Raw genomic sequence first — 25940 nt, 5'->3', positions numbered from 1 at the left:
AATTATAAATTAAATTTACCAAAATTGGATAAATGCGGTTTATTACTTTATTTTTATTAGTGCTCCCTTTTTTTATCAAAGCACAAAATTGCTCTTCGCCAGGTTCAACAGCACAAACTGCTACCGTAATTTGCAGTAGCAGTACTTTTTTTCAAAGCAATATATCTTCTTGTTTCGGCCCAACTATCCCTTTTGCAGGCTGTGCTGGGTGGAGCTTTAATGCCGATAATGCAGCCTGGTATTCTTTTCATTGCTATGCAACCGGCGCACTTGGATTTTTATTAACTCCTTTGGGTCCTGCAGATGATTATGATTGGGCAGTATATGATGTAACCAGTATAAGCTTTTCGCAATTGTTTAGTGGAGGTCATGAAATATCTGTAAACCTTAGCGGCAATACAGGCCCAACAGGCTGTACCTCAACAGGCACAGGTAATGTAAATTGTGCCGGCGTCAACCCTCAATTTAATGCTATGCCTACTATTTTAGCTGGCCATGATTACCTAATAGTTGTTTCCAATTGGTCAAATTCCGGTCTTGGGTATAATTTGGATTTTACAGGAGGCTCTTCCGTTTTAACCAGTAACCCCAATCCGCCTACTATTACAAGTGTTGGAATTAATGGTTGCGATGCATCTAAAGTAAAAATTACTTTCTCTGAAGATATCTTATGCAGTAGTATAACTGCTGCCGGATCAGAATTTACAATTTCCAATGGTTCTCATGTGATTACAGGAATTATATCCAATTGCAGCAGCACCAATGCCGTAACTGAAATTATTTTAAACTTACAAACAGCTCTCACGGCTGGCAATTATACATTAACAGTAAATAACGGAACCGATGCCAATACTCTGCTTGATGTTTGTCAGCAGGCAATGATAGCCGCAGTACCCATTGCATTTACCATTCCTGCACAATCACCTGTAAATATTACCGGCGTCACTTATCACGGTTGCGCACCTACGCAATTAAAAATAGCTTTATCAAAAAAAGTATTGTGCAACAGTATTACAGCTACAGGCTCTGAATTTTCAATAAATGCTCCCGGTAACAGCATACTTTCAGCACAAACAATCTGTACAGGTTCTCCTTTAATTACCGATACTATTTTATTAACACTACAACAACCGCTTCCCTGGGGGAATTATACGGTTTCATTGGCCAATGGAACAGATGGCAATAGCTTTGTGGATACCTGCGGAACTGCGCTCACCCTACCCTTCAGCATCCCATTAGTAATCAATCAAACAACCGTTGCGCCACTAATTCAAAATGTAATTTTCAATGAGTGTTATCCAAATAAATTGACCGTTCAATTTGATAAGCCTGTGCTTTGCAGCAGCATTTCCGGCATTAGCGAATTTTCTATAACCCCCGGAACCTGGCTCATTAATACAATTAATTTAAATTGTAACAGTACAGGATATGCAACAGAAGCAGAAATTTTACTTAACAGCAATATACCTGCAGGAAATTTTAATGTTACCATAACCAATGGTACAGATGGCAATACCTTTAGCGATAGCTGCTACTCATTTATTGCCAATGGCTATTCCTTTGCATTTACCACAACACAGGCGCCATTACCCATTTTTGATTCGGTTCAATTCTTAAAATGTACTCCTTCAAAAATAAAAGTTTTTTACAGTAAACCTATTAAATGCAGCAGCATCAGCGCCAATGGTTCAGATTTTTCAATAGCCGGACCGGCATCGGTAAGTATTGCTTCTGCCACTACAAACACTACTTGTACGCAGGGCTTTACGCAGTGGGTTGAATTGCATTTAACCGGGCCAATATCTTTAGGAGGAAATTATACTTTGCACAACCTTACCGGTAGCGATGGCAACGGAATTATAGATACCTGTAATGCCCTACAAAGTAATACAAACAGCATTTCTTTTTCAACTTTATCACAGCCCGATGCACACTTTACCGGCAATATCCTTTGGGGCTGTGTAGAAGACACAATTGTTGTTGCCCATGCAGGCGGCGCTGCTGTCAACTCCTGGCAATGGTCTTTTAATGGCGGGTCTGCAATTTCTGGTCAAAATGTAAGCCAGTATTTTCCGGTTGCAACCAATAATGTAAACGTAAGCTTAACTGTATCCAACGGGTTTTGCAATAGTACTCAAAGCCAAAATTTTATTTTGAACAACGCCTTTAATGCTGCATTTAGCATAAACCCTGATACAACCTGTGTAAACAAACCAGTTAGTTTTAGCAATAATTCTACCGGCAGCGGATTGCAATATATTTGGCTAATGGGAGATGGAACACAATTCAACGGGCAGGTTCCGGCGCCCTATTTGTACAACAGCAGCAATACATATTTTATTCAGTTAATTGCCACAGATATACATGGTTGCAGAGACAGCAGTGCATTAGACAGTGTGCATATTACGGCATTGCCATTAGTTAGCTATACTGGTTTGCTTAATAATTATTGCAGCAACGAAAGGGTAAAATTATTTACAAACCTCAACGGCTATATCAGCAATTTTGTTTGGAACTCCGGCCATGGCGCTACTGTTGCAAATACAGATTCTGTATTATTCAATTATACAGGGCAGGGCCAATATTTGATTAGTCTTACAGCAACTGACCGGTTTTGCGGCAGCTATACCTATAAAGACAGCACACAAGTTTATACGGTACCAAGGCCTTATCTTGGCGCAGACCAAATATTGTGCCCAGGATACACTACAATTTTAAACGCTAACGAAAATCCTTTATATCAGTTTACCTGGAGTACCGGCGCTCAATCCCCTACAATTATCAGCAACCCCGTTTCTGAAATCTATACCGTAACCGTTAATAATAATGGTTGTACAGGTACAGACGATGTATTGATAAAAGTATTGGACAACTGCCTCATTAAGGTACCTAGTGCATTTACACCAAATGAAGACGGGCTGAATGAAACCTTAAAACCTACTAATGCGATGCTGGCAACCGAATTTACTTTTCAAATTTTCAACAGGTATGGAGCGTTGGTTTTTATGACACATAACCCTGTGGAAGGATGGAACGGAAAATTTAAAACCATACCTTCACCTACAGGTGCATATGTATGGCTATTAAACTACCGCGACCCGATAAGCAGGCAAAAAGTATTTGCAAAAGGCAGCAGTTTACTTTTACGGTAAATTTATTTTTCAGTTAAGGTTGTTTGGGTATTGTTTACAACAAGCCTGTGCAACATGCCGCATTTTAAGGCATAATTATTTTTTTGATGCCCTACAGGAAAATCAAAACATACAGGATAATTAAAGCCTTTAACTTTTTCCTTTACAATTTCCTCAATAGATTTTCCAAATTCTTCGCCTTCCTCATCTTTTTTATTTTTAAACCCACCGATGATTAACCCTTTTAAATACTGCAATTTACCGGTGCGTTTTAGGTTCCAGAACATGCGGTCTATACTGTACAGGTATTCTTCGGTATCTTCCACAAACAATATTTTATTACGGGTATCCAAATCACTTGCAGTGCCGGCAAGGTTTACAATAGTAGATAAATTTCCACCCACCAAAACCCCACTGCAAGTTCCGGTACGGTTATTGAAATTAAAGGAAGCGCTGTAATTCATTTTTTCCCCGGTTATACATTTGCGAATACTTTCAATCGTATTTTTTTGTTCATCATCGGCAAGCAACCAATCGTTGGGGAAACTGTTGCACATTTTAGCATGTAAAGAAGCAATGTGAAATTGCCGATTGATATGGCAATGCAATACCGTAATATCGCTAAAGCCAATAACCCATTTTGGTTTATTGGAAAAGTGGGAAAAATCAATTTTATCTATAATCCGTACCAGGCCATATCCTCCCCTTGCACACATAATGGCATTTACACGGTCATCGTCAAGCAATTGCTGAAAATCATTGCGGCGCTCCTCATCGGTACCGGCAAATGTAAAATCTTTTTTACCGATGGTATTGCCCAGCTTTACTTTAAAACCCCACTCATTTATTTTTTTTATTGCCGGTTGAATGGCATCAATACTGATAAAACCTGCCGGCGCCGTTATTCCAATTGTATCCCCGGGCTTAAGGCTGGCTGGTGTTTTAAGGCTGCCGCCGGAATTGTTTAAACCCGATGCAATAGCTTTGGCCGAAAGGGAAAGCGGAATTAATGAGGCAAGGAACTGATGTCTTTTCATGCCATGAATTTAGTTAAATTTCAGTATTGCCTAATCATTTGATATTTTTGCATGATAATTATTTTAAGAAGATATTTAAAAAATTAAGGCATACCATTCAACAATAATGAAACAACCGAAAAGATATTTAATTACCTCTGCCCTTCCTTATGCAAATGGCTTAAAACATATTGGCCATCTTGCTGGCGCTTACCTGCCTGCCGATACTTATGTGCGCTACCTGCGTGCCCAAAAAAGAGATGTGGTTTTTGTTTGCGGAAGCGATGAACATGGTACCGCCATTCCCATACAGGCAAAGAAAGAATGCACTACACCTAAAGCCATTATAGATAAATATCATGAAGCCATGAAACAGGATTTTAAGGATATGGCCATGAGCTTTGATATTTATCACCGAACCAGCGCACCCATACACCATGAAACTGCCCGTGATTTTTTTACCAGCCTGAACGACCGTGGCGAACTGGAAATAAAAGAGAGCGAACAATATTTTGATGAAGAAGCGCAAATTTTTTTGGCAGACAGGTATATAAAAGGTACCTGCCCCAATTGCGGCAGCGACAGGGCTTTTGGCGACCAATGCGAAAATTGCGGACGTACCCTGAGCCCTGATGAACTGATAAACCCGGTAAGCACTTTAAGCGGCAAAGTGCCGGTTAAGAAAAAAACATCGCACTGGTATTTGCCTTTAGGAAAGCATGAAACTTTTTTAAGAGAGTGGATTTTAAATGACCACAAAAACGACTGGCGCAGCACCGTTGTGGGCCAATGCAAAAGCTGGATAGAAGGCGGGCTGCAATCCCGTGCCGTAACCCGTGACCTGAACTGGGGCGTAAAAGTGCCCGTAATTAATGCCGATGGCAAAGTGCTGTATGTATGGTTTGATGCACCCATTGGTTATATAAGCGCAACTAAACAATGGGCGCTTGATAATGGCAAAGCCTGGGAACCTTACTGGAACGATAATGACACAAAACTGCTGCACTTTATTGGCAAAGACAATATTGTATTTCATTGCATAATTTTTCCGGTAATGTTGAAACTGCATGGCAATATTTTACCCGAAAATGTACCCGCCAACGAATTCCTAAACCTTGAAGGCGATAAAATGAGCACCAGCCGCAATTGGAAACTGGAAATGAGGGATTACATCAACGATTTTGTAAAAAATGCCGATGGCACCGATAAAGAAAACGGCGGCGGGCAATGTGTGGATATGCTCCGGTATTACCTTACCCAAATTGCCCCCGAAACCAAGGACAGCGAATTTACCTGGAAGGGTTTCCAGGATGCAGTAAACAGCGAACTAGTGGCTATTTTCGGCAATTTTGTAAACCGCTCTTTTGTTTTAATGCATAAATTATGTAACGGCAAAGTGCCCCTTTTTCATAATGATATTATAGATGACAAGGACAAAGATTTAATTACAAGGATTGCTACTGCAAAAGAAAATATTACAGCAAGCCTTGAAGCTTACCGGTTTAGAGATGCCATGTTTGAAATAATTGACCTGGCAAGGGCTGGCAATAAATACATGCAGGAAAAAGAACCCTGGATTGTTGCAAGGCAGGCAACAAAAGCCGGCGTTCCAATACCCGAAGCACAGGAACAAATTGACAACTGCCTGCACCTTTGCATGCAACTCTGCGCCAACCTTGCTATTTTGGTAAACCCTTTTTTACCCTTTACTGCAAAAAAATTGTGCTTCATGTTAAAGGTGGTAGATAAAATGCTGCATTGGGAAAATGCGGGCAGCATGAAATTACTCAGTGTTGGATACTCACTTAGGGCGCCGGAATTGCTCTTTAGAAAAATTGAAGATGCCGAAATTACGGCCCAGGTAGAAAAATTAAAATCGGGATTGATTAAAACAAACAACAATAATGCAAAACTAACCCCAGCAATGAAACAAGAATTAAAACCAATAATTCAATTTGATGATTTTGCAAAAATTGACCTGAAAACAGGCACCATAATTGCTGCCGAAAAAGTGGAGAAGGCAGATAAATTACTTAAACTTGAAGTGGATTTGGGTTTTGAAACAAGAACAATCGTAAGCGGAATTGCATTGCATTATACAGCCGAAGAAATTATTGGTAAGCAGGTAACCGTTGTTACCAACCTTGCCCCAAGAAAAATGAAGGGAATAGAAAGCAACGGAATGATATTAATGGCCGAAGACCAATCAGGAAAACTGCATTTTATAAAACCCGAAACAACCATTGATAAAGGCAGCAATGTGAGTTAAGATAAAAACTATAAAACTTAACTGGGCCAAACTTTAATATTTTTTAGGAAAATTTGCCATATAAACCTACTACCTTTTGAGGTAATTAAAAAAACATACTATCTTCGATTAAAATTAGTTAGCTATGCAACTAATTTTGAAAAATGAGAGATTTTCCCGTTTTAATTAAATTTCTATAGCAGATATGAAACGTACAATAAAAAAAGTTGCCGTATTGGGCAGCGGGGTTATGGGCAGCCGTATTGCCTGTCATTTTGCAGGTATTGGTTTGCAGGTTTTGCTGCTGGATATACAACCAAAGCCCGAAGAAGGCAAAAAATTTGATCCCAACAAAATTGTAAATGATGCATTGGCGGCAGCGCTCAAGTCGAACCCTTCGCCTGTTTATACTAAGGATACTGCAAAAAAAATTAAGACAGGCAATTTTACCGACAACATGAAAGATATTGCCTCAGCAGACTGGGTGATAGAAGTAGTGGTAGAAAGGCTGGACATAAAAAAATCGGTATTTGACGAAGTGGAAAAATACCGCAGGCCTGGCACATTAATTACTTCAAACACTTCGGGCATTCCCATACAATTAATGGCCGAAGGCAGGAGCGAAGATTTTAAAAAACATTTTTGCGGTACGCACTTTTTTAATCCGCCAAGGTATTTAAGACTTTTGGAAATAATACCTACACCATTTACCGACACCGCTGTGGTAGATTTTTTGATGCATTATGGTGATTTATACCTGGGCAAAACCACAGTGCTTACCAAGGATACGCCGGCATTTATAGCCAACAGGATTGGTGTATTTGGCATGATGGCCATTATGAAAATTATGGAAAAACTTCAGCTTTCCATAGATGAAATAGATGCTTTAACGGGCCCGCTTGCTGGCCGTCCAAAATCGGCAACCTTTCGCACCGCCGATGTAGTGGGTATTGATACGCTGATAAAAGTTGCCAAAGGTGTTTATGATAATTGCCCAAATGACGAAGCAAAAGATATTTTTAATATCCCGGCCTGGTTAAATAAAATGGTAGAAAATAACTGGCTGGGCGATAAAACGGGCCAGGGATTTTTTAAAAAAGTAAAAACACCCGAAGGAAAATCCGACATACAGGTTTTAAACCTGCAAACCATGGAATATACTGCCAGGCAAAGACCAAAATTTGCTACGCTGGAAGCAGCAAAGCCCATTGAAGATTTACCGGCAAGGTTAAAAATATTGATAAATGGAACAGACAAAGCAGGAGAATTTTACCGGCAGTTCCATTATTCATTGTTCTCTTATATATCTCACCGCATTCCCGAAATAAGCGATGAAGTGTACCGCCTTGATGATGCGATGATGGCCGGTTTTGGCTGGGAAATTGGCGCTTTTGAAAGCTGGGATGCATCAGGGCTTGCAAAAACTACCGAAGCAATGAAGGCAGCAGGGTTTACTGTGGCAAAATGGGTAGATGATATGCTTGCAGCAGGCCACAACACTTTTTATAAAGTAGAAAATGGCAAGCGACTTTATTATGATGTTGCAGGCAAAACCTATAAAAATTTACCCGGTGGCGATACATTTTTGGTAATGAAATATTTTACCAACCAAACCATTTGGAAAAATAGCAGCAGCAGGGTTTATCACCTGGGAGACGATGTATTGGGACTGGAATGGAACACAAAAATGAACAGCATTGGCGGAGAAGTTTTGGAAAGCATACAAAAAGGCATTTCACTTGCCGAAGAAAAATATAAAGGCCTTGTAATTGCCAATGAAAGCGCCAACTTTAGCGCAGGCGCCAATATAGGTATGATTTTTATGCTGGCCATTGAGCAGGATTACGATGAGATTGATATGGCAATACGCATGTTTCAAAATACCATGATGAGGGTACGCTACTCATCAATACCCGTGGTAATAGCGCCACATGGATTGGCATTGGGTGGAGGTTGTGAAATTTGCCTTCATGCCGATAAAGTAATACCAGCAGCAGAAACATATACCGGCCTTGTAGAAGTGGGCATTGGCGTAATACCCGGCGGTGGCGGCAGTAAAGAATTTGTGCTGCGTGCATCAAATGAAATGCAGCATGGCGAACCGGAAACCATACCCTTACAAAACAGGTTCCTCACCATTGCTACTGCAAAAGTGGGCACATCGGCAATGGAGGCTTTTGATTTAGGTATTTACAGAAAAGGAACCGATAATGTATGTATCAATATTGCCAGGAGAATTTCTGAAGCCAAAAAAGCAGTAATAGAAATATTTGACAGCGGTTATACTATGCCGGTACAGCGCAAGGATATTAAAGTGCTCGGCCGTTCTGCTCTTGGCGCCATGCATGCAGGCATTAATGGAATGTGGCGTGGAAATTATGCTACAGATCATGATGTAACCGTAGCCAAAAAACTGGCGTATGTAATGTGTGGCGGTGATTTGAGCGAACCAGCATTGGTGAGCGAGCAATACCTGCTTGACCTGGAAAGAGAAGCATTTTTAAGCCTCACTGGCGAAAAGAAAACTTTGGAACGCATACAATCTGTACTTAAAACAGGCAAGCCGCTTAGAAATTAATAAAATAAAGAGCCGGTAAATTACCGGCTTTTTTAAAGCTTCACCCTCTTCTAAAATAAAATCAACTATAAATTTTATTGCTCCTTTACATTGTTGCTGTGGTTTATGTCGGCCATTCGTTTTGAAGGGTCAATTTCAATTTTTGTAATTACGTTTAAACCTGTTTTAATAGTGATCTTATACTCAGGGTGTGTCCAACGCCATTCCTCATGTACAAAATATTTTTCTCCTGCATTTTCATTTTTTTTGGCGCCAAACATAAGGTTGAGAGGAATATTATGTATTTCTTTTGAACCATCCTTATAAGTAACCTCTAAATCAACAGGCATAGGCATTTCACCAATCCGTTGTAAAACAATAGTTGTTTTGCCTGAATCGCTGCTTACATCGCCTATACCGTAATCAATGGTTTTTGTGGTATTGATCCAGTATTCTTTATACCAATCCATTTGCAGGCCACTCACCTGCTGGGCAATAACCATAAAATCGTTTGCATTGGGATGCTTAAACCTCCATTGCTTATAATATTCCAATAGTATTTTATCCCTTACGGCTGCGCCAACAATATAACCAAGTTGTTCCAAAAACATTTCGCCTTTGGAGTAAGATGCAATACTGTAGGCAAAATTGCTGTTGTAATGATCGGCATGTGTAGTGAGCGGCTCTTCCAAACCAGACTGCACCAGGCGGTAATAACCATTATAAGCTCCTGTATGGTCTTCAGGCAGTGTATTCACCAATCTTTGGTAATTTTCGTTGCCTGGATATTTTGCCAGCGAATCCCTAAGCGGTTGCAAAGATGATTTCCCGGAATAAAATTTTGTAACCAGGTCTTCAGCATAACTGGTAAACCCTTCATCCATCCAGGGATACAAGCTTTCATTTGTACCCAGCATCATTTGGTACCAGCTATGCATCCATTCATGAAAAGCCGTACCTAATGATGAAGTATGGATTAATGTAGCCATTGGGTATTCCATTCCGCCATCGCCGCCATGTATAAAAGAATATTGCGGATATGGATATTGCCCAAAATGTTTTTCAATAAAGGGCAATACTTTTTCTGCAGCAACCATCACCTGCTGCCAGCCTTGTTCGTATACAGCATTATCCGGTTTATATTTATAAATTACATGTAACGTAACCCTGCTATTTACTTTTTTTGTAAGATGGTTATAAGCCGTATCAGCGGCCCACACAAAATCGTGTATATTTTTACCAACAAAATGCCAGTTTCTTTTTACCGCAGTAATAGGTTTCAATGCTGTTCCGGGTTTATCGTAACCCCAGCCAATTTCAGCAGCGTTTACCAAAACGCCTGTTCCGCCAAGTTTATAATTTTTGTCAATACTAATTTTTACATCAAAATTGCCCCACACTCCATAAAATTCCCGGGCAACATAAGGCGTAGGATGCCAGCCTTCATAATCGTATTCGCATAGCTTGGGGTACCACTGGCTCATGCTGTATTGCACACCTGTAGAAGGGTTATCCCTTCCCGATCTCCTTATTTGCAAGGGAATCTGTGCTTCAAATTCCAAATCAATAATTACTTTGGATTTGGGCAATATTGCATTGTTTAAATTCACTTCCAAAATTGTTTCGTGGTATTTAAAGGGTTGTGCAACACCATTTACTTTAAGCGATTTTATTTTTTGGTAACCTATTTCATCATCCGTAAGTTTACTTATCCTGTCTTTTACACGGGTGTCCCAGTCGGGGCGGTTATTGAATAATTTTTTTCCCAATTCCCGACTTCGCACATCCATGCTGCTTCCTGGCTGAAAGGCATTAAAATAAAGGTGATAAAACAAACGGTTCAGTTTATCGGGTGAATTATTAAAATACTCGATGCGCTGCTTTCCTGTAAAGCGGTTGGTTTGTACATCCATATCAATATGCATGGTATAATTAGCACGCTGCTGCCATCTGCCCGGCTGGGCCAGCATTTGAATACATGCGGTAACGAATACTACAGTTAAAAAAAGTTTATTTGCTTTCATAATTTATTTACTCATCAATTTGTTATTAAATAATACGATTAGTTTAAAAAGGTCTTCAAATTCATTGAGCGGAAGTGCTTCGGCCCTATCGTAAATATCATGATAAGCGGTAACACCTCCAAGTGTATAAAAGAAAAAAGAGGGCACGCCTTTTTCTGTAAAAAAATAATGGTCGCTGTTGGCTGCTTTTCCCCTGGAATTAATTTTTACCAATAATTTATTTTCATCATTCACCTGGTTCATCCAGGCAAATTCTTTAGGAAATTCGGTGGCATTTACCACGGTTATACCATTGGTGCCCGTACCTGCCAAATCTGTATTTAATAAAAAACGAATGGAAGTTAAAGGCACCAAAGGGTTTTCTGTAAAATATTTTGAACCTATAAGGCCTGCTTCTTCACCTGCAAAAGCAATAAACGCCATGGAATAAGGCTGTGGGTTTTGGGCATAATACCGGGCCAGTTCCATCATTAGCGAAACGCCACTGGCATTATCATTGGCGCCGGGAAAATAAGTTGTTTTCCCCATTCCACCCAGGTGGTCGTAATGTGCAGTAACCACTAAAAAAGAATCAGGGTGCATTGTTCCTTTTACAAATGCGCAGATATTTGCGGCTGCAAATTTTTCAACAAAACTGTTTTCAATTTTAACAGAAAAGGAAACCGGCTTTTCCTTCATGGAATTTTTATTAAGCTGCACCATAGTATAGCCGGCCAGTTGCTTGCTTACACTCCAGGTGAGTTTATTTTCTACTTTAAAAATAATGCGATCATCGGGGTTTACAAATGTTATGCTATCGGCCAGTTGCAACTTGCCGGATGCTTTAATACCACGGCTTTCAGGCGACACTATAAAATCGGCACCGGCAACTAATTTTTTGCCGTTTACTTCAACTTCCATTGCTCCGGGAAACGTATTTACGGGTAAATTAAAATTTTGGAAAAATGATTTACCATATAAGGGCGAAAGGCCATAATCTTTGAATTTTGATGCAAGGAAATTAGCGGCTTTGTGAAGGCCATCATTGGTATAGCCACGCCCCCAAAAATGAGTGGAGGTAAGTGTATCCAGCATTTTTCTACCTATAAGCACATCTTGTGCCGATACTGAAAAACCAGGAACAATAAAAAGGAAGAAAAGTATTTTTTTCATCATCCACTTTATTTTGCCATACTGTAAAAAAAGTAAAAAAATGGCGGAATGGCTTACCATTTAATTATTTTAACAAACCTCAAGCATCATTTTTTTCCGGCTACCACAATTACAATTTCCCCTTTCACCTGCTTTGCCAAAAAATAATCATGCACTTCCTTCAGGCTGCCACGCTTGTTTTCTTCAAATTTTTTACTGAGTTCCCTGCTTACGCAACATTGTCTATCGTTCCCAAAATATTGTATAAAATCTTTTAAAGTTTTTACCAACCGCATAGGGCTTTCATAAAAAATCATCGTACGCTCCTCTTCGGCCATTTTTTTAAAAAAAGTTTGGCGGCCTTTTTTTAATGGCAAAAAACCTTCAAAGCAGAAGTGATGCATTGGGAGCCCGCTGTTTACCAGTGCAGGAACAAAAGCCGTAGCGCCAGGAAGGCACTCAACTTTTACCTGCTGATTAATACATTCTCTTACCAGTAAAAATGCTGGGTCGCTAATTCCCGGTGTGCCTGCATCGGTAATTAATGCCATGGTTTTCCCATTTTGCATTTGCGCTACTAAATGAGCCGTTACTTTATGTTCATTATGCTGGTGATAGGGTGATAAAGGTTTTTGAATGGCATAATGATTGAGCAAAACCAGTGAGGTTCTGGTATCTTCTGCAAGTATTACATCTACCGATTGTAATACTTCAAGTGCCCTAAATGTAAAATCGGCTAAATTACCAATTGGCGAAGGAATAATATACAGCATTACCGGTTGATTAAAGGCATTCAAAAAGATGAATCAGGTGCAATGATGATGCAACGCCATCACACATCATCTATTTCAATTTCAAAAGTTTCCATTACAGGGTTGGCCAGTAATTTTTTTGCAGCTTCTGCTGCTATACTTTTGGCTTCATCTTTTGAAGCTGCTTCTATTTGTAAATTAATATGTTTGCCAATTCTTACATCGGCAATAGTTGGGATATTAAGGTTTTTCAAACCATCTAAAACCGCTTTTCCCTGGGGATCGAGTAAATCTTTTAAAGGCATCACTTTTACCTGGGCCGTATATATCATATTCTACTTTTAAACAACAAAGATAAAAGAATATAAACGATAAAAATTAATGGCACTGCAAGCCATTTAAATAAAAGTATTGTTACAATTGATATTAAGAATAAAACAATTTTTGGCCAGTTATTTTTTATTGCAAAATCGGGAAACTTTAAAGCCATAATTCTAAGGTTGCTCACCATTAACCAACTTACCAGTACAACAACAGCATACAGCACCCATTTGTTCAGCAAAATAGAATTTATCGCTTCTGTACTGCTGTACCAGTAAATGAGTGGAAAAGAAGCAATGAGCAAGCCTACGGCAGGAATTGGCACTCCTTTAAAGCCGTATTGCTGCGCTTTATCAATATTAAACCTTGCAAGCCGGTATGCGCCTGCTGCCGCAATCAAAAACGCAGGCAGCAACCATAGAGTATTTACTTCAATGCCGTTTTCCTGCCGGGCAAAACCTGCCCTTAAAAACTGGTAAATTATCATGGATGGTGCCACACCAAAACTTACAACATCAGCAAGTGAATCGAGTTGCCTGCCCATTTCGGAACTTGCATTAAATAACCTTGCTACAAACCCATCAAAAAAATCAATAATTGCCGCAAGCCCTATTAATACTGAGCCCAAAACTATTTTTTCGGGCAACTCAGCATACTGGCCACCATCGGCACTGTATTGCAGGGCAATACCGTTTTGTAAAATAAATACAATGGCCAGGCAGCCAAAAACAAGGTTGAGTAAGGTAAAAATATTGGGTAATTGTTTCATAAAAGTTTATTAGCCTGCTGTTAATTTTAAACAGGTTGTAAGATAAGCACAGATAACGACATGATAAAAACGGTAACTATTGACCCACTAAAAATACAGCATTGAAAAATATTTGTTTCCCGTTTTCCCAAAACCGGCGAAAGAGTACATCATCTGTTAAATAAATAATATTACCCCGCCCCAAATCCTGTACGGCAAACAATACACCGTTATTAAGGTTTTTTGCCAGCTTAGCCCCTACAAAACCAGCCATTTGCTTTTCCGATTTAATTATGCCTGTATTCCACCCATCCTCTGCACCCAATGGCTGATAAAGCACATCGTCCATTTTTAATGTATAATAAAAATCGGGGTAACCAAACATTAACGGGTGCGTATTATCCAGCCAAACTTTAAAAATTGCTCCGGGTGTATTTTGGGAAATTGCATCTTTTTCGCTATTGGCATATTTTGAAAGTAAGGATACATTTTTTTCTTTAGCCTGGTCTTCATCACTTTCTTTTGGCTTTAGGCGGCTCCAGCTTTGTTTGCTCAGGTGTTTTACTGCCCTTTCCAGGGCTACAATTTTTCCACCGGAGCGCACCCATGCTTCTAACTGCTCCGCCATTTCTTTATTTTTTAAAAACTCGTAATTGCCATCTGCCAGTACCAGCACATCAACATTATTCCAGCTTAAACGGCCCATATCTTGTGCATTCACCAATGATACCGGGTAATTGAGCTCTTCTTCAAAATAACTCCATACTTCTCCCATGGCATTGGCATTTACGTTATCGCCAGATATCAATACCACTTTGGGCGGCTTTATGGAATGAACGCTGCTACTGCCAAAATCGGCCCCTTCATCTACCATACCGGAATTTACTTCGCTTAATTGCAAATTATTTGCATTTGCTATTTCTCTTACTTTTTCCCATAGCACATTACTCAAATTACGATTCCCGTTTTTTAAAATAATAACCGAGCCATTTGCAAATTTTTTATTGCCTGCTGTAAAAGCCTTTTCTGCAAAACGCAGGCGAATGCCATCTTTTAACATTTTTGCCACTGCTTTTATACTCCCGTTTCCCGACAAGGGAAATACATAACCGTAAGGATTTGATGATGCATTTTTTGTAACCATTTTCCCTTCGCCAGTAATAATATTAAAAACCTGGTTACTGGCAAAAGCGGTGAGCCCGTAAGCATAAGGCATAGCCCAGGCAGTAATATCGTAAGTGGCGGAATCACTTAGATGTGGATTGGGTTCAAACAAAGATTGTACTAATGCTGCTTTGGCTTGTACTGCACTAATTACCAAATCTTCTTTGGTAATGCTAAAATTTTCTTCTTTTAAAGAGTAATAATTCAATCCTTTTCCTATACCTGATGAGGTACCATATTGGATATTATTTTTATTGAGCAGTTCTTTTAAACTTAAAATCCTTTGTGCATCAGCTTCTTTATATTTTATTATATAGGTTTTATAAGTACCCATTTTCCCCGCCACAGCATCATCAAAATATTGCTTAAAATGCGTTAGCAGCGCTTTGCCATAGTTTGCCGATGTTTCAATAGTGGCAAGGCTTGCAACAAAATGGTGCTGTACCCTTTGCACAAAAGTAAGTGTATCGTTTTCGGAGGTAATTACACCCAGTCCACCGCTTATACCGCCTTGCTCATACGTCATACCAATTGATCCGTTGTACATAGGATAAGTATCGCCATAAGAAGGATAAAACAAATCAAAACGTTCCCGGGTAAAATAAAGCCAGTTATTTTGGTCGAAATATTTAGCATTATTTTTTCCTATAAAAAACTGGAACTCCCTTTGCCATTTAGTAATAATGTCGTGAAAAGGTTCTGCTGCCGGGGCAAAATAATACGGTGCGTTATAACCTTGCTCATGAAAATCTACATGCACCTGTGGCAGCCATTTGTTGTAAAGCGCCATTCTTTGCAGGCTTTCTACCTGTGTTTGCCAGGCCCAATCTCTGTTCAGGTCAAAGTTATAATGATTGCTCCTGCCTCTTGGCCAGGGTTCTATGTGTTCACGGCAAATAGGCTGTACGTTATAATTTTTTCCTGCAACGCTGTTGTACCAGTTTACGTAACGGTCTCTTCCATCGGGGTTTTCGCAGGGATCAATTACTACAATTGTATTTTGCAACCATGCTTTGGTTGCTGAATTTGAAGGCTCGGCCAATGCATACAAAGTAGCCATGGCAGCTTCAGTTGAAGTAGGTTCGTTACCATGAACGTTATAACTCAACCAAATAATTGCAGGGGTATTTGTGCTGCCAGCGCCGGCAGTAACAGACTGCCTTGCCAGTTGCAAATTATTATCCCTTATTTTTTCCAGTTGACCAATATTGGCTTCTGTACCTACAAATGCAGCAAGCAAGGGCCGGTGTTCGTAGGTTTCGCCATATTGCTGCAATTGTACCATTTTGGAATTTTGGGCTACATGCTCACAATACGCTACTACTTTGTAATGCGGCGTAAACCTGGAACCTAACCGGTACCCCAAAAAAGCATCAGGAGATTGCAATTGTGCCGATGCGTTAATTGTAAAAGCAAAAAACAGGAGTGTAAAAAATAAGTTTTTCAAATCAAAAAATATTTATGGTATAAATAAAAAGGCAAAAGCATTAAGGTAAATGCTTTTGCCAGGTGAGTCAATTCCCATTAAAATCAGTACCCATCATTTTGCTGCAAAATATTTGCGCCTACCGCATTTATTTCTCTCAATGGAATGGGCAATACCAGTTCATTGGCATCATAGTCAAACCCTTCTATAGATTGCTTTAGACGCTTGATGTCATTGATTCGCTGGCCTTCATGCGCCAGCTCCAAATGCCGTTCAAATAAAATTTCATCTAATGTAACCGTACCCACTGTGCCCAAACCTGCCCTGTTGCGAATGGCATTAAAATCATCAACAGGTGAGGCGCCAACAACAGTACTTAATATTTCATTACATTCTGCACGGGTTAATATCATTTCTGCAAGGCGTACCTGGGAAAGGAAGCGGTATTGATAACGATATTTTCCGCTGTAATAAATATCATCTACATCCCAAAACAAAGCCAGGCGCTGATCTGCAGGGTCATATAAATCCAAATGCTCCTGGTTTACTTCCACATCGCCATCACGGGCACCGTAATCGCTGGTTGACCAAAAAAGCCACATATCATTTGTACCGTCCTGGGCTGTAACGGGCAATACAAAAATATCTTCAGATGATGGGTCGGCATTATTAAAAGCTCCAACATAAGTAGTAGTTAAGGAAGCCCCGGAATTTTCAATTACTTCATTAGCTTCATCTCTTGCTTTTGCATAATCCCCCATTTGAAGATAAACACGGGAAAGTATTGCTGCTGCTGCATACTTGCTGGCAAATACGCCAATTTCATCATTAAGCAATGGCTTGGCTGTTGTTAAGTCGGCAAGTATTTGTGCATAAGTGTCCTGCACACTGCTGCGTGGCACAAGGTTGGCAGAAGTTACCTGGCCATTTACCGTGGGTGAGGTTACAAGTTGCAAACCAAGGTTTGTTGTTAAATTGCCTGCACTGTAAGGTTTTGCATAAAGTTCTGCAAGGCCAAAATACATTAAGCCTCTTAAAAATAAGGCTTCTCCATGTACTCTGTCTCTGTCATCTTCATTTACCTTACTTATATTGGCAATAATATTATTGCAAATATTTATTACCCGGTAACTAAGAGACCATGTGTTGGCAACAAATAAATTATTGGTAAGAATAGATTTATTATAAATTTCCCTTGGTTCATTATAAGTTCCTACCCAGGTAATTTCATCTCCAGCGCCAAGCAATTCCGAATACAGCATAAGGTCGCCACCTAAAACATAGCCATCGCTGGCCACATCATAAGCGCCGTTTAGCGCTGCCAAAATATTAGCATTATTATCAAATACTAACTCCTGAGGTACACTTTGCGTAGGATTGATATCTAATTTTTTATTACAGGCAGTAACCAATAAAACAACTGCAGCTAAAAATATAATTTGCTTTTTCATATTTTAATGTTGTGTGGTATGAATTTTTTAATTTAAAAGCCAATATTAAGGCCGATAGAAATATTTTTTATCTGCGGAGCAGAGTAAAAATCAGAGCCCTGGTTTACGTTATCGGCCCGGTAATCGGTATTTACTTCAGGATCCCAACCGGGATAATCGGTAAAGGTGAGCAAATTTACGCCTGTGAAATAAATACGTAAACTGCTTAACCTGATTTTATCAGCCAATACTTTTGGCAAAGTATACCCCAGGGTAAGGCTTTTGAGCCGCACATAAGTACCATCATAAATATACCTGCTTGATGCGGCAATACCATTATCATAACCCAGCCTAAACTGTGGCACGTTGGTTATATCACCGGGTTTTTGCCACCTGGCCAGTTGGTCAAGTGTTTGGTTATCGAACCAGGCAAAACTGGAGCTCATAAATCCACCTGCACCGTTTTGGATATCATTACCAAAAACGCCCTGGAACAAAAATGAAAAATCAAAGTCTTTATATTTTAAGGTATTGCTTAAGCCCACAATCATTTTGGGATTGGGATTACCTACAATAAAATTACCGGCTTCGTTATAGTCATTGGTGGTGGTTTTTCCATCGGCTTTATAATACAGTGCATCGCCATTTGCAGGGTCGGCGCCTGCAAATTTTGGTCCGTAAAAAACACCAATGGATTGGCCAACGATTAAGGAATTAAGGTACCGGCCATCGTTACCTGCAAGTAAAGTTTGTATGCCATCCAGCTTGGTTACTTTATTTTTATTTCTGGATAAATTAAAACTGGACGACCATTTGAAATGTTTCGTTACAATATTATCTGAATTTAAAACCAGTTCAATACCCTTATTGCTTATACCTCCAATGTTTACAGTTTTGCTGGTATAACCTGTATTTCCCGGAACGGGAACCTGGTAAATAAGGTCGTTGGTTTGCCTGTTGTAATAATCTATTTCACCACTAATGCGGTTGTTTAAAATACCAAAATCAAGACCTATATCTACCTGGTTTGATTTTTCCCATTTAAGATCTGGATTTGCAAGTTGCGTAGAAACTAGGCCACCTGAACCGTTATAAGCGCCGCCGCCCCATAATCCTAAATGTGCAAAATTGCCAAAGCCAGCGGCATTACCGGTTAAACCCCAGCTTGCCCTTAATTTAAGAAAGCTAATGAAGCTTGCACTTTGCAAAAAGTTTTCTTCACTTAAAACCCAGCCAGCAGATAATGCAGGGAAGAACCCATAGCGGCTATTGGAACCAAATACAGATGAGCCATCTATTCTTGTACTCACTGAAAAAAGATACCTGTCCATCAGCTTATAATTTACACGGGCAAAATATGAAAGAAAGGAAGAGTTGGAACTTGATGATGTTCCGCCTTTAATTAAACCTGCACTGGCCAGCTTTTGTAAAGATTCTACCGGAAATTGCTCACCTATTACATTAGCAAGTTCGGTAGAATATTTTTGGTAAGATGTACCCAGTACAGCATCCACATCATGTATTCCTTTATATGTTTTTATATAACTAAAATAATTATTTACGTTATAATCAATAGAACGGAACCAGCTGCTTTGGCCATAACCATTGGTGCCATTTCCGTAAGTGGTATTGAAACCATAAAACTCATCATCGTTTTGGTTTTGCAAATCAATACCAAATTCAGACCTGAATGACAGTGCTTTTGTAAAATTATATTGCCCAAAAATATTGCCGATATTACGGTAGATAAGCGCTTTATAATGGCCTTCCTTATAATCAACATAAGGGTTGCTGTATGTAGTAGTGGGAGAATTATATAAATTACCATCAAGGTCTCTTACGGGAGTTACCGGCGATAAAGCCACCATTTGCAAAGGCGTTGCAAACTCGTTATCCACCGGCACACGGTTCATATTGGTTTGAGATAAACTGAGGTTAAAGCCCAGCTTAAATTTATCGGAAACAGCTTGTTCCAGGTTGATTCTGCCTGAATATCTTTTTAAACCATTGCCCACTAAAATACCATCTTGAGACATGTGTGCAAGGCTGATGTAAAATTTGGTTTTATCTGAACCGCCAGATGCAGAAACATCAATAGCCGAAGATTTGGCATCGTCATCAAAGGCCAATTTTTCCCAGTTGGTATTGGTTTCCACTTTTTTCCAATCGCTCCAGCCGGAGTAACGGGTCAACCTTCTTTCGGCAAACTCCAGCCATGAGCCAGGATAATCGGCAGGGTCCAAAGGATTGATGCCATCAATAACATCGCTGTTAATAGCAGCTTCCCTCAATAAATCTATATATTGCTGTGCATCTAAAAAACCACGCAAATGCGTAGGCTTGTTCATACCATACTGCATATTTACCTGGAAGCTCACCTTAGAAGCTTTACCTTTTTTGGTTGTAATAAGTACCACTCCATTTGCAGCTCTTGAACCATAAATAGCCGCAGCAGAGGCATCTTTTAAAATATCAAAAGATTCTATATCGTTAAAATTAATATCTGCAAGCGGGTTGCCGGAGTAAGAATTTGTACTGATAGGCACACCATCAATAACATACAAAGGACTATTGGATGCAGAAATAGACGAAGAACCCCTGATAAGTACTTTAATGCCTTCTCCAAGTTTTCCACTATTGCCTTCTACAAAAACACCGGCTGCCCTGCCCTGCAAAGCCTGGTCGAGGTTGGCTACCGGCATGTTTTGTACTTCGGAACCTTTTACTTTGGCAATATTGCCGGTTAAATCTTTTTTAATTTTTGTGCCGTAACCCACCACCACAATTTCATCGAGGTTGGCTGCGTCTGCTGGTTGTAGCCTGATGTTCATAGACGTACCGGCAGCAGCTTCCTGCGTTTTATAACCCACAGCAGAAAATACCAGCGTGGCATTATTTTTTGAAACTGGTAAAATAAAGGAGCCATCACTTTCTGTTGCAGTGCCCGAATTGGTAGCTTTTACCACAACCGTTGCATTGGGAACCGGGTTACCGTTTTTGGCATCTGTAACTTTTCCCCTTGCAGTTAATTGCGCCTGTGCCGTTGAAGGCAGAAGAAACAGCGCAAACCCAAGGTAGAGTAGAATGGATTTTCTCATAATAAATAGATTAAGTTGTTAGTTTCCCAAATTTATTTTTTTTTGACAGAATTATTACAAAAGAAAAAAGAAATCTTTATTTAATTTTCAACAGCATTTGCACATTTTAAGGCTACAAAAAAATGGGCTTCTAAATATATCTACTCTTAAGCATTAAAAAAATAAAACCTTGCAATTAAAAATGGTTTTAGCTCAAGTATTTTTTCCCAGAGGTACTTATATAGAAGGCAATAAAAAACATAATTTGTTGCATGAAAAAACTTGAATAATCGGAAGAATATTTTCAATATTTCTAAGTCGAGAAAAATATGATTAAAATCATATATAGCAATGACGATGCATATTAAACTCGAACAACTATCCCAATATCTTGCGCTAAAATTAATAAAAATGAGAAAGTTAACATTCAGTTCTATTCTTTTTGCCGGTATTGTACTTTTGGGCTGTAACTCTAATAAGGAAAGCGCTTCTGCGGAAGCCTCTGCACCTGCTTCCGAAACCCAGGTAGGCCAATCTGGCGTAAAAGATGATGTTTCAAATCCAAACATTGTACAGGTTGCAGTTGCCAGTAAAGACCATAGTACCCTGGTTGCAGCAGTTAAAGCAGCAAGCCTGGTTGATGCTTTGAGCAATGCAGGGCCGTTTACTGTATTTGCTCCTACCAATGCCGCTTTTCAAAAATTACCTGCAGGCACAGTTGATGGACTGATGAAGCCCGAAAAGAAAGCTGATTTAGAAAATATATTAGGCTACCATACTTATGTAGGTGTATTAAATGATGTATTGCTACAGGATGGAGCAGAATTTGATATGGTATATGGCGGTAAAGTAAAAATTACAAAACAAGGCAATAAAATATTGGTAAACGGAAGCCCTATTGCCGGAACAGTTAAGGCATCAAATGGCATCATTCATGTAATAGATGATGTGTTGTTGCCAAAATAATATTTGAACAGGTTAGTTGATTTTTGTTTTTGAAAAACTGAAGAAAGAACCCCTCCATTATTTTGGATTGGGTTCTTTTTTTTAGGAAAAAAATTTCTGTCTTTCTTTGCCCAATGCTTTAAAACAACCCTTACGATTAGATAAAGGAATAGAAAGAAAAATACGTAAAAATGACAAATAAGTCAAAACTGATTTTAATAAAAATAATTCATACCGCCGTATGGATATTCTTTAACGTAGTTATTTTTTATATGCTCTATGCAGTTACAGCCAATAAAATAGATTTTCTCCTGTGGATTTGCTACACATTAATTGCTATTGAAGGAATTGTTTTGCTGATTTTTAAACTATTTTGCCCACTAACTATTTGGGCAAGGAAGTACTCTGCATCCACAAAAGAAAATTTTGATATTTATTTGCCAAATTGGCTTGCCAAAAACAATAAACTCATCTACACTATAATTGTAGCCGGCATAAGCATCATTACCATTTACAGGCTTTTACAATAATACTTTCAGCAAATTTTATTTTTTCATCAAAGCTTCTATTTCCTCCACCGATATTGGTATATTTTTCATTAAATCTTTATTGCCGCTTTTTGTAACCCAAAAATTATTTTCAATGCGTATGCCCATTTGTTCTTCTTCGATATAAATGCCGGGCTCTATGGTAAAAACCATTCCTGCTTTAATGGGTTCGGTTCTTGAGCCAAGGTCGTGCACATCAATACCCAGGTGGTGAGAAATACCATGATATAAATATTTTCTGTAGGCCCTGTTTTCCGAATCTTCATTTTTTATATCGGATTTCTTAAGCAACCCTATTTTTTGAAATACCACCGTTGCTTCATCTCCAATTTTTTCTGTATAATCAACAATGCTAATGCCCGGTTTTAAAATACTTGCTGCGTAGTGGTGCAGGTGAAGGCAGGCATTATACACTGTTTTTTGCCTACGGGAAAATTTACCACTCACTGGTACTGTCCTGGTTAAATCGGCACAGTAATTACCATATTCTGCACCAAAATCCATGAGTATCAATTCCCCATCTTTACACTCCCTGCTGTTTTCAACATAATGCAAAACTCTTGCCCTGTCTCCACTGGCAATTATTGAGCTATATGCCGGGCCTGTTGCCCTTTGAGATAAAAAGGAATGATAAATTTCTGCTTCAATTTCGTATTCCATTATTCCTGGCTTAATTTTTTGGAGCAAACGGCGAAAGGTTTCATTGGTAATATCCATTGCTTTTTGCATTATTTCTACTTCGAGCGCTGTTTTAATGCCGCGTAAATCTTTTAATATCCTGGCGCTGCGTTTATAATTATGCAATGGATACCTGCGCCTCATTTCACGGGCAAAGCGGTAATCCCTTACTGGCACAAGGTTTGCCTTACGGTCGTTTTCATTACTATTTAAATATATAGTATCTGCTAAATGTATCCAGGGTTGCAGTAAACCATCCACCACATCGAGCCATACTATAGTTTGTATGCCCGAAATTGCCTGGGCTTCATTAACACGCAACCTATGGCCATCCCATTTTTCTTTAAGCTCATTGGGCCTCAGCAGCACCAGCACTTCTCTGTACTTAGGGTCAGGGTTATCGGGAAATAAAATTACCATGCTTTCCTCCTGCTCAATACCCGAAAGCCAAATGATATCTGAGTTTTGCTTGAACCGGTGTTGTCCATCTCCGTTGCTGGGCAATTCATCGTTGCTGTTAAAAATAGCAATGGCGTTTTTCTCCATTTTAGCAATAAACCTTTTCCTGTTTTGAACAAATATGTCGGGATTGAGCGGTAAATATTTCATAATAGTTTTTTAAGTATTGCAATTTAACCATTATGATTTATGCTTGTAAAGAAAAATTTTTGCAAATAGTTCAACTGTAAAAATTTAATCTTGTTAAAATGGCATAAATGAAACAAGTAAATATTTATTAGAAAACATCAAAAAATAATTTGTTGCTGAAGTTAATTGAAGATGAATATACAGTATAAACCGCCTGATGCTTTTTTAAGAATCGAAACCAACCAAATTGAATGAAAAATTATATACTATTTCAGCATTAAATATTTTGTAAAAATTTTGCCGTTTTGTTAAAGTAAATAGTAAATTACTTAAACGTATTTTTATAATAAATTAATATATTTAGAAATCATCAAACAAAATTAGACTTCAGGTAAATGTTGTTTAAGTTGTAGCTTTTACGCATTGGGTTTTTTTTGACGAGACTTAGCATTACATTTGTTATCTAAACAAAAAATGCTTGCTATGTCAGTATCTATCATGCCAGGTACGCCATTAGGTGCCCTGGGTGAAATGGGTTTGCAAACCTGCAAAGCCGTTCATTACCAACTTTCCCCTGCCGAATTAACTGAGCAAAGTTTAAAAAGAGGTGATGGTATATTAAATAATACCGGTGCACTAATTATCAAAACCGGAAAATTTACCGGCCGCAGCCCAAAAGATAAGTTTATTGTTAAAGATGAAGTTACTGCCAGTGAAGTAAACTGGAATGACTTTAACCTGCCTATTGAAGAAAAATATTTTTTTCAGCTTAAAGAAAAAATGATGCAGTATCTGGCAGATAAGGAAATATGGGTGAGGGATTGCTATGCCTGCGCCGATGAAAAATACCGCCTAAGCCTTAGAGTAATAAATGAGAACCCTGCCAATAACCTTTTTTGCTATAACATGTTTATCAGGCCTACCGAAGCACAACTGGAAAATTTTACACCGCAGTGGCATATTATTCAAGCACCGGGGTTTAAAGCAGATGCTGCCGTAGATGGAACCCGCCAGGATAATTTTGCCATAATGAGTTTTAAACATAAAACTATTTTAATTGCAGGTACTGGTTATACCGGGGAAATGAAAAAGGGTATTTTTTCCATGCTGAATTTTATTTTACCGGTAAGAGCAAATGTTTTAAGTATGCATTGCAGTGCCAACATGGGCAAAAACGGAGATACCGCTGTATTTTTTGGATTGAGCGGAACAGGCAAAACTACTTTAAGCGCTGACCCGAACCGCATGTTAATAGGCGATGATGAACATGGATGGACAGATACCGGCGTATTTAATTTTGAAGGTGGGTGCTATGCAAAAACCATTGACCTGAGTGAAGACAAAGAGCCGGAAATTTACCGTGCAATAAGGCCAGGCGCTTTGGTTGAAAACACCACATTTATTGAAGGAACCAATATTATTGATTTTGCCAGCAAAGCCATTACTGAAAATACAAGGGTAAGCTATCCGCTCACTTTTATAAGCAATGCTTTGGAACCATCAATAGGCAACATCCCAAAAAATATTTTCTTTCTCACCTGCGATGCTTATGGCATATTACCACCGATAAGCAAACTTACACCCGGCCAGGCCATGTACCAGTTTATAAGTGGATACACCGCTAAAGTTGCCGGCACCGAAGCAGGTGTTACCGAGCCCAAAGCCACATTTAGCGCATGTTTTGGGGCGCCCTTCCTACCCCTGCACCCGGGCAAATATGCTGCAATGCTTGGTGAAAGAATGAAAAAACACAATGTAAATATCTGGCTGATAAATACCGGCTGGAGCGGCGGGCCTTATGGCGTTGGTCAGCGCATGAAACTTTCCTACACCAGGGCAATTATTTCGGCTGCGCTGGAAGATAAATTAAGCAATGCCGAATTTGAAGCAGACCCTGTTTTTGGTATTTTAATTCCTAAAGAATGCCCAGGCGTACCTGCTGAAATTTTAAAACCGAGAAATACCTGGGCAGATAAAAACCAATACGACAGCAAGGCAAAAGAACTGGCAGCAGGATTTGTGAAAAATTTTGAGAAATATGCAAGCGGTGTTTCTGCAGAAATTTTAGAAGCGGCTCCCAAACATTAATCAATAACAAAAATTAGATACAGGCTGCTGAAAAGCAGCCTTTTCTTTTTGAGCCGTTATCACATTAA

Annotated in this window: 16 protein-coding genes; 6 read left to right on the top strand and 10 right to left on the bottom strand. The window is 39.2% G+C overall.

Annotated features, from left to right (window positions below):
• The first annotated feature begins 32 nt into the window (after positions 1-32).
• Entirely contained in the window at positions 33-3152 is a 3120-nt protein-coding gene (locus IPO46_13010; GenBank protein QQS62971.1) for a gliding motility-associated C-terminal domain-containing protein, read from the top strand.
• 2 nt (positions 3153-3154) lie between these two features.
• Here the strand turns inward: IPO46_13010 and IPO46_13005 are convergent, their stop codons facing one another.
• A complete protein-coding gene (locus IPO46_13005; GenBank protein ID QQS62970.1) occupies positions 3155-4168 on the bottom strand; it encodes an LD-carboxypeptidase in 1014 nt (337 codons plus the stop codon).
• A gap of 106 nt (positions 4169-4274) precedes the next feature.
• Between IPO46_13005 and metG the strand changes: the two genes are divergently transcribed.
• Both metG and IPO46_12995 read left to right on the top strand, forming a co-directional pair.
• A complete protein-coding gene (gene metG, locus IPO46_13000; GenBank protein QQS62969.1) occupies positions 4275-6416 on the top strand; it encodes a methionine--tRNA ligase in 2142 nt (713 codons plus the stop codon).
• Between the two features lie 184 nt (positions 6417-6600).
• The gene (locus tag IPO46_12995; protein QQS62968.1) at positions 6601-8973 is read left to right on the top strand and encodes a 3-hydroxyacyl-CoA dehydrogenase/enoyl-CoA hydratase family protein; all 2373 of its coding nucleotides are present in this window, start codon (positions 6601-6603) and stop codon (positions 8971-8973) included.
• Positions 8974-9047: 74 nt separating this feature from the next.
• Here IPO46_12995 and IPO46_12990 read toward each other — a convergent pair whose 3' ends face one another.
• The 8 genes from IPO46_12990 to IPO46_12955 all read right to left on the bottom strand — a co-directional run bounded on the left by IPO46_12990 (position 9048) and on the right by IPO46_12955 (position 21046).
• Positions 9048-10976 carry a M1 family metallopeptidase gene (locus tag IPO46_12990; GenBank protein ID QQS62967.1) on the bottom strand — a complete coding sequence of 643 codons (1929 nt, stop codon included), beginning with the start codon at positions 10974-10976 and terminating at the stop codon, positions 9048-9050.
• Between the two features lie 3 nt (positions 10977-10979).
• On the bottom strand, positions 10980-12128 hold the full coding sequence (locus IPO46_12985) for a M28 family peptidase (protein ID QQS64422.1): 1149 nt from the start codon (positions 12126-12128) through the stop codon (positions 10980-10982).
• 86 nt (positions 12129-12214) lie between these two features.
• Positions 12215-12880 carry a 16S rRNA (cytidine(1402)-2'-O)-methyltransferase gene (rsmI, locus tag IPO46_12980; GenBank protein QQS62966.1) on the bottom strand — a complete coding sequence of 222 codons (666 nt, stop codon included), beginning with the start codon at positions 12878-12880 and terminating at the stop codon, positions 12215-12217.
• A 59-nt stretch (positions 12881-12939) separates the two neighbouring features.
• A complete protein-coding gene (gene purS, locus IPO46_12975) occupies positions 12940-13191 on the bottom strand; it encodes a phosphoribosylformylglycinamidine synthase subunit PurS (GenBank protein QQS62965.1) in 252 nt (83 codons plus the stop codon).
• The gene (gene pssA, locus IPO46_12970) at positions 13188-13949 is read right to left on the bottom strand and encodes a CDP-diacylglycerol--serine O-phosphatidyltransferase (protein ID QQS62964.1); all 762 of its coding nucleotides are present in this window, start codon (positions 13947-13949) and stop codon (positions 13188-13190) included. The genes purS and pssA overlap by 4 nt, the downstream gene beginning before the upstream one ends.
• 76 nt (positions 13950-14025) lie before the next feature.
• Positions 14026-16539, bottom strand: coding sequence for a zinc carboxypeptidase (locus tag IPO46_12965; protein QQS62963.1), 2514 nt, complete (start codon positions 16537-16539; stop codon positions 14026-14028).
• Between the two features lie 83 nt (positions 16540-16622).
• Positions 16623-17969 (bottom strand): RagB/SusD family nutrient uptake outer membrane protein, encoded by a 1347-nt coding sequence (locus tag IPO46_12960; GenBank protein QQS62962.1) that lies wholly within the window; start codon positions 17967-17969, stop codon positions 16623-16625.
• A gap of 32 nt (positions 17970-18001) precedes the next feature.
• Positions 18002-21046 carry a TonB-dependent receptor gene (locus tag IPO46_12955; GenBank protein ID QQS62961.1) on the bottom strand — a complete coding sequence of 1015 codons (3045 nt, stop codon included), beginning with the start codon at positions 21044-21046 and terminating at the stop codon, positions 18002-18004.
• A 390-nt stretch (positions 21047-21436) separates the two neighbouring features.
• Here IPO46_12955 and IPO46_12950 point away from each other — a divergent pair, with 390 nt between their 5' ends.
• Positions 21437-21991, top strand: coding sequence for a fasciclin domain-containing protein (locus tag IPO46_12950; GenBank protein QQS62960.1), 555 nt, complete (start codon positions 21437-21439; stop codon positions 21989-21991).
• A 170-nt stretch (positions 21992-22161) separates the two neighbouring features.
• Positions 22162-22500, top strand: coding sequence for a hypothetical protein (locus IPO46_12945; protein QQS62959.1), 339 nt, complete (start codon positions 22162-22164; stop codon positions 22498-22500).
• A 15-nt stretch (positions 22501-22515) separates the two neighbouring features.
• Here IPO46_12945 and IPO46_12940 read toward each other — a convergent pair whose 3' ends face one another.
• Positions 22516-23805 (bottom strand): aminopeptidase P N-terminal domain-containing protein, encoded by a 1290-nt coding sequence (locus IPO46_12940; GenBank protein ID QQS62958.1) that lies wholly within the window; start codon positions 23803-23805, stop codon positions 22516-22518.
• 462 nt (positions 23806-24267) lie between these two features.
• On the opposite strand from IPO46_12940, the gene pckA reads away from it, so the two are divergent.
• Entirely contained in the window at positions 24268-25872 is a 1605-nt protein-coding gene (pckA, locus tag IPO46_12935; protein QQS62957.1) for a phosphoenolpyruvate carboxykinase (ATP), read from the top strand.
• Positions 25873-25940 lie beyond the last annotated feature (68 nt).

The organism is Chitinophagaceae bacterium (genome assembly GCA_016699815.1).
GTDB lineage: Bacteria > Bacteroidota > Bacteroidia > Chitinophagales > Chitinophagaceae > Ferruginibacter.
The sequence above is the reverse complement of the archived record's forward strand: the minus strand, read 5'-3'. Positions and strand labels throughout refer to the sequence as shown.